This is a genomic window from Mycobacterium sp. (assembly GCF_035633495.1).
Taxonomy (GTDB): domain Bacteria; phylum Actinomycetota; class Actinomycetes; order Mycobacteriales; family Mycobacteriaceae; genus Mycobacterium.
In genome coordinates, this window is record NZ_DASQEU010000032.1 from 1 (window position 1) to 8933 (window position 8933).

Here is an 8933-nt window from a genome sequence, read left to right on the forward strand (position 1 = left end):
TCGACGCCGTCGCCGCGCGTGCACTTTGCCAAGACGGATGTGGCGAGCACCTGGCTGGTCAGCTCGGGCATCGACAGGCCGTGCGCGCGCTCCAGCGCTTCGTCGGATTGGCGAACGGCGTCATCCAGCTTGCCCGAATACAGGAACGCGAAGGAGGACAACAGGAGAATTCGCACCATCAGGGCGTGGTCGTCCTCTGCGTCGCTCAGTGCACGGTCGAGCAAGTCAATTGCTTCGAGCAGGCTGTCGTCGTAAATCCGAATGACCGCAAGCAGATTCAGCGCAGCCGCACGAAGTGGTCCTGGCGGGAGTTGATCCAACGTGGGTTTGATCAGCTCGTCGGCGCGCTGAGGCTCGCCCGCGCGAAAATGGTTCTCTGCGCAACGGATTCGGCGTGCCGGCGTGTCGCCGCCGAGGTTGATGGCGAGGTCAAGCAGTTCGGCAGCGGCCGCCGGTGCACCCCGCGCGTGCGCTGCGTCGGCCGCGGTATCGAGCGCCAGCAGAGTCTCGGGGTCGGCGCTCGAGGTGGCCAACGCCAGATGACGCGCCCGCATCTCGGGCTGCTCGACGATCGCGGCCAGGGTGCGGTGCATCTGCCTGCGCCGGGCCGGTCCGACGACGCTATACACCCCGCGGGCGAGTAACGGATGGGCAAATCGCACTCGATTTCCTGAGATCTGCACGATGCCGTTGGTCTCTGGCGCTTCGAGAAGTTCGACCACGCGCTCGGCCGTTTGGTGCGTGACCTGTGCGAGCAGGTCGACGGTGGACGCGCCGACGCTGGCCGCGGCCAGCAGAACCGTCTGGGTGCCCTCGCTGAACTGGTCGAGTCGCGACCGGACGAGGTCGGCCAGCGACCCCGGCAGTGCGGCATCGGCGGTACTCGACTGGCCGTCGATGGCCCTCGCCAGTTCGAGCGCGTAGAACGGGTTGCCGCCCGAGAGTTCACTGATCCGCACGATCGTAGGCCGCGAGAATGAGCGCCCGAGGCTGCTGGTGATCACCTTGCGGAGTCCGCCCAGGCTGAGCGGGCCGACCTGCATGCGTTCGACGCCGTCGAGCCTGTTCAGCTTCAACCACTCGGCGCCGTTTCTCCCGTCGGGTTCGGTCCGTTCGGTGACGAGCACGCCGACGCGTCCCTTTAGCCGTCGCGTGGCGAAGGCGATCACGGCCTGGCTCGAGGAGTCCAACCACTGCACGTCGTCGACGGCGACGATCATCGGGACTTCGGTCGCGAGTCGGTCGACGAGGGTCAGGAAGGCTGACGCGACGACGCGCTCGTCGGTGACCGGCCCGCTGCCGTCGCCTTGCAGCAGAACCCTGTCGATCGCGACTCGCTGCAGGTTGGGCAGGGTGTCGAGGACCTCGGCGTCGACACCCTCGAGGAGATCGGCGAGCACCGCGTACGTCAGGCCGGATTCGGCTTGACCGGCCCGCGCCGAAAGTACGTGGAAGCCCGCTTCGCGTGCCTGCTCCAAGGCCCCCAGCCACAGCGTGGTCTTGCCGATGCCCGCTTCACCTTCGATGACGAGCACCGACGGATGCGTCTCGGCGGACTCGAAGAATGCCGTCATCGCGCGCGATTCCGATGTCCGGCTCACCTCTGAGCGCACCATTTCACGTCCCCCAACGTCAATAAACCCCCAACGTGTTCCTCATCCCCGTTCCTGGCAAACGATAAGCCGGACGAGACTGACGCCGTGGGCAATTTTAGCGATCCGCGGTGACCAGCGTCCCACTTGAATGACGGTCGGGTGTGGTGATCAGTGGACCGAGGGTCGGAGTAGGTGGCGCGAATGGCGGCCGTCATCGCCGGCCGGAGTAGTTGCAGCAAACATCCGCACCGTTCAGCTGAACGGTTTGCGCCCGTCGATCCTGCGCGAGCCCGCCCCCGCACCTCGCCACACCCGGGCGATCCAGTCGGCATCCTCGTCGGTGACCAGATTGCCCATCACGCGCACGGCAACCTCCATGAGGAAGTGCGAACGCATGGCGAGGGGACCGACGGTGGGAAGGAAGCGGGGAATCGTCAGCAACAGTGCAATCCGCCGCGCGACGGAGAACCCGCGGGCGTAGTGCCGGTGAAGTTCGGCCGGCCAGGCGTGGGTCAGGTCACCGCTGCCGAGCATTCCGGCGGCCAGGCGCCCAGTCTCGAGTCCGTAGTCGATGCCCTCGCCGTTCAAGGGGTTGACGCAGGCCGCGGCGTCTCCGATCAACATCCAGTTGGGTCCCGCGACGCCGGAGACGGCGCCGCCCATCGGCAACAGTGCCGATAGCGCGGCGCGTGGCTCGCCCGTGAAGCCCCACTCGTCGCGCCGAAGATCGGTGTAGTGCGAGAGGAGCGGGCGCAGTGCCGTATCGGCGGGCCGCTTCGACGAGGCAAGCGCGCCCACTCCGATGTTCACCTCGCCGTTGCCGAGCGGGAAGATCCACCCGTATCCGGGTAGTACCTCGCCGGCGGGGGAGCGGAGTTCCAGGTGCGAGGTGATCCACGGTTCGCTGCTCCGCGGAGTGGCGATGTAGCCGCGGATCGCCACCCCGTACACGGTTTCCTTGTGCCATTCGCGACCGAGGACACGGCCGAGCGTCGAGCGGGCGCCGTCAGCGACGATCAGCTCCCGGCATCCGATCGTGGCCCCGTCCTGGAGCGTCACCGACGTGGCGCGCCCGCTTGAATCATGCTCCACCGCAACGGCTTTGGCCCCCAAAAGCATCTCCGCCCCGTCATCGGCGGCGACGCAGCGGATGCGTTCGTCGAGCTCGGTCCTGGGCACGGCACTGCCGGTCGGCGGGAAGGACGGGCCCGGCCATTCGATCTCCACGTCCGCGCCGAAGCCCGACATGCGCAACCCCCGGTTGCGGACCTTGCCGTCCAGCCACGGGCCGAGGCCGAGCAACTCGAGTTCGGCGACCGCGCGAGGGGTGAGACCGTCGCCGCACGCCTTGTCTCTAGGGAACTGCTGGGCGTCGATCACCAGCACCTCACGGCCGTTGCGGACCGCCCACGCAGCGGCGGCTGATCCGGCCGGGCCGGCGCCGATCACGACCACGTCGGCCCTGCTGCCGTCCCGGGTCGCTCTGCTCCTGCCCGCCGTCGAGGTGTCCACGGTTCCCAGTATGTTGGACCAATGAAGACACCAGCGACCGTGGTCGCGGGCGTGGACTTCGGTGACGCAACCTTCGCGGCGAGTGTTCGTGACGGTGTGGCGCGCATCGAGGACCTCATGGCGACTGAGCTGGGCAGGGCCGACGAGTTGATGGCCGAGGCGGTTCAGCACCTCTTTCAAGCGGGCGGCAAGCGGTTCCGGCCGCTGTTCACGGTGCTGTCTGCGCAACTGGGTCCCGAACCCGATGCGTGGCAGGTCACCGTCGCGGGCGCCGTCATCGAGTCGGTGCACCTCGCGACGCTCTACCACGACGACGTGATGGACGAGGCGCAGGTGCGTCGCGGAGCTGACAGTGCCAACGCGCGCTGGGGCAACAACATCGCGATCCTGGCCGGTGACTACCTCTTCGCGACCGCGTCGCGAATGGTGTCGCAGCTCGGCCCGGACGCGGTGCGCGTCATCGCCGACACCTTTGCGCAGCTGGTCACGGGCCAGATGCGCGAGACTCGCGGGGCGGCCGAGGGGGTCGACGCCGTCGAGCACTACCTCAAGGTCGTGTACGAGAAGACGGCCTGCCTGATCGCGGCGTCCGGGACCTTCGGTGCGACGTTCTCCGGCGCCGACGAGCAGCAGATCCAGCGGCTCGGCCGGCTCGGTGGCATCGTCGGCACGGCGTTCCAGATCTCCGACGACATCATCGACATCGACAGCGATCCCGACGAGTCGGGCAAGGTGCCCGGCACCGATCTGCGGGAGGGCGTACACACGCTGCCCGTCTTGTACGCGTTGCGGGACAACGGACCCGACGCCGACCGGTTGCGCGAGCTGCTCGCGGGTCCCGTTGAGGACGACGCCGACGTCGCCGAGGCGCTGGCACTGTTGCGTTCGTCACGTGGGATCGCACGGGCGAAGGAAACCGTCGCCGGATATGCCGCGCAGGCCCGCGATGAACTGGCCGAGCTGCCCGCCGTGCCCGGCAGGGTCGCGCTCGCCAACCTCGTCGACTACACGATCAATCGACACGGCTGACCGGAACCTCAGACGCAGTCCCGAGCGTTGGGTCAGCGAATGACTACCTCGGTTTGAGTGGTCGGCGGTTTGAGTAGGAGGGCCTCGATGACCTGGCATCCACACGCGAACCGGTTCAAGACGTTCGTGTTGTTGGTCGTCTTCTCCGGGCTGATCGTGTTCGTGGGCGCGCTGTTCGGAAGATCGATCATGTTCCTTGCCGTGCTGTTCGCCGTCGGCATGAACGTCTGGGTCTATTTCAACAGCGACAAGTTGGCGTTGCGGGCGATGCACGCCCAACCCGTCACCGAGGTGCAGGCCCCGGCGATGTATCGAATCGTGCGCGAGCTGGCGACGACGGCGCATCAGCCGATGCCCCGGTTGTACATCAGCGACACCGCGGCGCCCAACGCGTTCGCCACGGGTCGCAATCCGCGCAATGCGGCCGTGTGCTGCACCACCGGGATCCTGGACATCCTCGACGAGCGTGAGCTGCGCGCCGTCCTGGGGCACGAACTGTCGCACGTCTACAACCGCGACATCCTGATCTCCTGCGTGGCGGGTGCCATGGCGTCGGTCATCACGGCGCTCGCGAACCTGGCCTTCTTCGCGAGCATGTTCGGGGGTAACCGCGAGGGTGGGACGAATCCCTTTGCCATTCTGCTGGTTTCGCTTCTCGGTCCCATCGCGGCGACCGTCATCAAGCTGGCGGTGTCACGGTCTCGGGAGTACCAGGCCGACCAGTCCGGCGCCGAGCTGACCGGTGACCCGCTGGCGTTGGCGAGCGCCCTACGCAAGATCAGCATGGGTGTGGAGCTGGCGCCGTTGCCGCCCGAGACCAAACTGGCCGACCAGGCGCACCTGATGATCGCGAACCCGTTCCGGGCCGGCGAGAAGATCGGCAAGCTCTTCTCGACGCACCCGCCCATGGAGGAGCGCATCGCGCGTCTCGAGCAGATGGCGGGCAAGGGTCCCGGGCAGTACTGACGCGGTACCGCTGCGCGTCCCGAGGTCGCCCTCTAGGGTGAGCGTGTGCTGAGCAGAATATTGATCGGTCTGATAGCTGCGGGGTCAGCAGTGATCGGTGTGCCAGGAATGGCCTCCGCCGATCCGGAACCAGCGCCGCCCCCCGCGCCCAACGTAAACTCGTATGCCCCGGTGAAGCCGTCCGAGTACACCATGCAGGATGGCGCCGTGTACGGATTCGCGGTGCCCGGCGACATTGCCTGCGTAATCAGTCGCGGGTCCGGTAACTACGGGTGCAGCGGACCCATTCCGGCCGCCCCCAATGGCGCCAACGCGGTCACCGGCGGGCAGATGGGCCCACCGGCCTTCGCCAACGCCGACCGTCCGCTGTACGTGTTCGAGACGTTGCCGCAGCGCTTGCCAGCTGGTACGAAGATCAGCTTCGGCAACGTCACGTGCGGGACCGACGGTACGACGACGTCGTGCGTCAACAACTACGACGGAGGCGGCTTCGTCATCAGCCCGGCGGGCAGCTTCGTCCTCGACGCGTCCAACCCGTTGATCAATCGCCCTCAGGTGTCCAACCCGTACGCCAACTGACCGGTCGCCTAGAAGCCCGACCCGTGCACCTCGTGGCCCGGTTTCTCGGCGGCGAGGCCCCGGTAGGCGTCCTCGACGGTGGAACCGTGGTTGATGACGCCGTCCACCTCGCGGGCGATGGGCATGTTCAGCCCGTACTTCTCGGCGAACTCCATGATGACGCTCGCGGCCTTGACGCCCTCGGCGACCTGATTCATGGCGGCGATGATCTCGTCGATGGTCTTGCCGGAACCGAGTTGTTCGCCGACGTGGCGGTTGCGGCTGCGTTGGCTGGTGCAGGTGACGATGAGGTCGCCCAGGCCGGCCAGCCCGGCGAACGTCTCCCGTTTGCCGCCCATGGCCTCGCCGAGCTTGGACATCTCGTTGACGGCGCGGGCCATCACCAAGGCGCGGGTGTTCTCGCCGATACCCAGCGCGTAGCCCATGCCGACCGCGATGGCGTAGACGTTCTTGAGCGCACCGGCCATCTCGACGCCGACGACGTCGTCGGTGGTGTAGGTGCGGAAACGCTTGGTACGGAACAGGCTTCCGAGGTTGGCGGCCAGGTGCTGGTCGGGCATGGCGAGCACTGCCGCGGCGGCGTAACCGTCGGCGACCTCGCGGGCGATGTTCGGTCCGGCCAGAATCCCGGCGGGGTGACCGGGCAGCACCTCGTCGACGATCTCCGACATCCGCATGTTGGTGCCCTGCTCGAGGCCCTTCACCAGTGACACGACCGGGACCCACGGCCGTAGCTCCTTGGCCAGTTCGGTCAGCACGCCCCGGAAACCGTGGGACGGCACGCCCATCACGATGACGTCGGCGCACTCGGCGGCCTCGGAGAAATCGGTGGTGGCGCGCAGCGAGTGGGCGAGTTCGACCTCGTCGCCGAGGTAGCGGGAATTGCGATGGTTGTTGCTGATGTCGTCGGCGGTCTGCTGCGAGCGCACCCACTGCAGCGTCGGTCCGCGCCTGGCGCAGATAGAGGCCACCGTGGTGCCCCAGGAGCCTCCACCGAGGACGACGACGTTCGGTTCGCGTTGCGCTGGTGCCATGGCGATCAGGGTATTGCCGACGACGGCTCCCCGAGTGCGATTTGATTGTTGTCACGGACAGCGGTGCGGTGGGCGGATAATGGAAGGAGCAAACGCCGAGGGGGCTCTGTGTCCGTGTCGGTGTCGACGGTCGAGTCGTCGGACCCGGATTCGCTGACCGCCGCTTCAAATCAGCTCGCCTCCAGGATCGTTCGGCTCGACGTGGTGATCGCCGACCAGCGCCGCGCGCTCGACGAGTTGGAGGCGTCGTGGCAGGGGCAGGCTTCGGCTGCGGCCATCGCCAGGGGAGAAGCCGACCTCCTGAAGCAGACGGGCTGCGCGGGCGGTTGCAGGCCCTGCAGACGGCGCTTCACTCCGGCTGCAGCCAGTTGTCGTCAGCCCGTGACGCGGTGCTCACCGTCGTCAATGGCGTGTGGGCGGTCGGCTGGCAGGTGGCCGATGACGGCACCGCGACGCTACCGCCGTGGTTCCCGGCGCATCTGAGGATCATGGCGGCACCGTTCACCAGACCGTTGCGGCCATCCGCGCGGCCACTGGCACCGTCCCGCCGAGCGCACCGGAAGCTTCACACGGGGCGACGGACGTCCCCCGTCAAGCGCGGCTGGTGGTCCCTCGCCGCCGCTTTCGCGACGATGCTGGATCTAGGAGCTGTTCGATGACGCAACGCCATGACGTCGGCCACGACGCGGACCATCCGCTGATCCGTTGTCCACTGAGGTGGCCCGCAGGCAGGTCGTCGAACCGGCCAAGCAGATCACCCGCCTGGCCAAGCTGGAGGATGCATACGCGGCCTTCTCGTTCAGCTCGTGCAACGACCAGGGCAGCAGGCCGATGCCTACTTCGACCGGATCGCCGCGACGATGGTCGCCAACGGCTGGACCGACGGCCGCCGCCCGGTTACGTGACGCACGGCCGCGTGATCCACCGGCCGGGCGTGGTGGGCGTCATGGCTTCCGGTCCCGCCGACGGGTGGGCCAACGTCGAGTTGTCGGGTGAATGCCGCAACATGGACGACCACGAAGGCGACGGCGGCTTCGACTGGACGAAGTTCCCGCTCGCCTAGCGATAGTTGACGAACTGCAGCGCGATCTCCAGGTCGGCGCCCCTCAAGAGGGACTGAACGGCCTGCAGGTCGTCGCGCTTCTTGGAGCTGACTCTGATCTCCTCGCCCTGGATCTGCGCCTTGACGCCCTTGGGGCCCTCGTCGCGGATGAGCTTGGTGACCTTCTTGGCGTCCTCGCTGCTGATGCCCTGCTTGATGCTGCCGATCACCTTGTAGGTCTTGCCCGACGGCTGCGCCTCGCCGGCGTCGAACGCCTTCATGGAGATGTCCCGCCGGATCAACTTCTCCTTGAAGACGTCGACCGCGGCCTTGACCCGCTCCTCGGTGGATGACGTCAGGATGATGCCCTCCTCGCCCTGCCATTCGATGGTGGTGTCGGTCCCACGGAAGTCGAATCGGGTGGACAACTCCTTGGCGGCCTGGTTGAGGGCGTTGTCGACCTCCTGGCGATCGACCTTGCTGACGACGTCGAAGCTGGAATCCGCCATGGACTCGCTCCTTCCTAAGGTTGGTGCGTTTTCGTCTTGGGACCATCCTCGTTGTACCCTGCTACTCGCACCAAACCCGGGTCGGGATTGGTGCGAAGCATCCCGGCAGGTTGCCCGAGCGGCCAATGGGAGCGGACTGTAAATCCGTCGGCTTACGCCTACACAGGTTCGAATCCTGTACCTGCCACGCTGGTCAGGCCCCCTTTCGCGGGGGCCTGATTGCGTTCGGGCCCGCCAATCGTCCGCAGAGCGTCCGCAGCAGCATCGAAAGCGTCCGCAACTGCGTCGAGATCGTCAGGGAACAAGTGGCCATATCGGTCCAAGGTCAGAACTGCCGTCTTGTGGCCCAGGAGGCGCTGGACCACCTTTACGTTTGCGCCGGAACTGAAACTGGTAACCAGCAATGTTCGAATCCTGCGAATGCTTAGCCGCGGGCACCGCTGACGTGGGGCATTGGTCGTGGTTGGTGACTGGCGTCCTGGGTGAGTTGGGCGGCGTAGCGGTTCCAGTCGCCGCCGGCGTCGTGGACCCAGTGGACGGCGGTGGTGGGGTGGATTCCGAGCAGGTCGGCGATGACGGCGGCGGGTAGTTGGGCGGCGAGGTGGGTGAGCGCGGCGCGGCGGCCGGGTTGGGCTCGGATCCCGAGTTTGCGCAGGCGCTCGCCGAG

At 67.0% G+C, this 8933-nt stretch carries 8 protein-coding genes, 1 tRNA gene and 3 pseudogenes; 6 read left to right on the plus strand and 6 right to left on the minus strand.

Annotation, left to right across the window (positions count from 1 at the left end):
- Both VET27_RS05505 and menJ read right to left on the minus strand, forming a co-directional pair.
- The coding region (locus VET27_RS05505; RefSeq protein WP_526515926.1) for an ATP-binding protein at positions 1–1574 on the minus strand (1574 nt) is incomplete at its 3' end.
- A 273-nt stretch (positions 1575–1847) separates the two neighbouring features.
- Positions 1848–3107: a menaquinone reductase MenJ gene (gene menJ, locus VET27_RS05510; protein ID WP_526515928.1), complete on the minus strand. Its 1260-nt coding sequence runs from the start codon at positions 3105–3107 to the stop codon at positions 1848–1850.
- A gap of 21 nt (positions 3108–3128) precedes the next feature.
- Between menJ and grcC1 the strand changes: the two genes are divergently transcribed.
- The 3 genes from grcC1 to VET27_RS05525 all read left to right on the plus strand — a co-directional run bounded on the left by grcC1 (position 3129) and on the right by VET27_RS05525 (position 5681).
- Positions 3129–4136 carry a nonaprenyl/(2E,6E)-farnesyl/geranylgeranyl diphosphat synthase gene (grcC1, locus tag VET27_RS05515; protein ID WP_526515930.1) on the plus strand — a complete coding sequence of 336 codons (1008 nt, stop codon included), beginning with the start codon at positions 3129–3131 and terminating at the stop codon, positions 4134–4136.
- An 87-nt stretch (positions 4137–4223) separates the two neighbouring features.
- Positions 4224–5102, plus strand: coding sequence for a zinc metalloprotease HtpX (gene htpX, locus VET27_RS05520; protein ID WP_526515932.1), 879 nt, complete (start codon positions 4224–4226; stop codon positions 5100–5102).
- A 171-nt stretch (positions 5103–5273) separates the two neighbouring features.
- On the plus strand, positions 5274–5681 hold the full coding sequence (locus VET27_RS05525; protein ID WP_526515934.1) for a hypothetical protein: 408 nt from the start codon (positions 5274–5276) through the stop codon (positions 5679–5681).
- An 8-nt stretch (positions 5682–5689) separates the two neighbouring features.
- Here the strand turns inward: VET27_RS05525 and VET27_RS05530 are convergent, their stop codons facing one another.
- Positions 5690–6715, minus strand: a complete 1026-nt coding sequence (locus VET27_RS05530) for an NAD(P)H-dependent glycerol-3-phosphate dehydrogenase (protein WP_526515936.1) — start codon at positions 6713–6715, stop codon at positions 5690–5692.
- Between the two features lie 717 nt (positions 6716–7432).
- Here VET27_RS05530 and VET27_RS05535 point away from each other — a divergent pair.
- Both VET27_RS05535 and VET27_RS05540 read left to right on the plus strand, forming a co-directional pair.
- Positions 7433–7492, plus strand: a pseudogene (locus VET27_RS05535) (hypothetical protein); the annotation flags it as partial.
- A 160-nt stretch (positions 7493–7652) separates the two neighbouring features.
- Positions 7653–7778 (plus strand): hypothetical protein, encoded by a 126-nt coding sequence (locus VET27_RS05540; protein WP_526515938.1) that lies wholly within the window; start codon positions 7653–7655, stop codon positions 7776–7778.
- Here the strand turns inward: VET27_RS05540 and VET27_RS05545 are convergent.
- On the minus strand, positions 7775–8266 hold the full coding sequence (locus VET27_RS05545) for a YajQ family cyclic di-GMP-binding protein (protein ID WP_526515940.1): 492 nt from the start codon (positions 8264–8266) through the stop codon (positions 7775–7777). The genes VET27_RS05540 and VET27_RS05545 overlap by 4 nt on opposite strands.
- A gap of 104 nt (positions 8267–8370) precedes the next feature.
- Between VET27_RS05545 and VET27_RS05550 the strand changes: the two genes are divergently transcribed.
- Positions 8371–8453, plus strand: a tRNA-Tyr gene (locus VET27_RS05550).
- Here VET27_RS05550 and VET27_RS05555 read toward each other — a convergent pair.
- Together VET27_RS05555 and VET27_RS05560 are read right to left on the minus strand one after the other, a co-directional pair.
- Positions 8425–8658: pseudogene (locus VET27_RS05555) on the minus strand (hypothetical protein); the annotation flags it as partial. The gene VET27_RS05550 and the pseudogene VET27_RS05555 sit on opposite strands and share 29 nt — an antisense overlap.
- A 32-nt stretch (positions 8659–8690) precedes the next feature.
- Positions 8691–8933 (minus strand): annotated as a pseudogene (locus tag VET27_RS05560) (hypothetical protein); the annotation flags it as partial.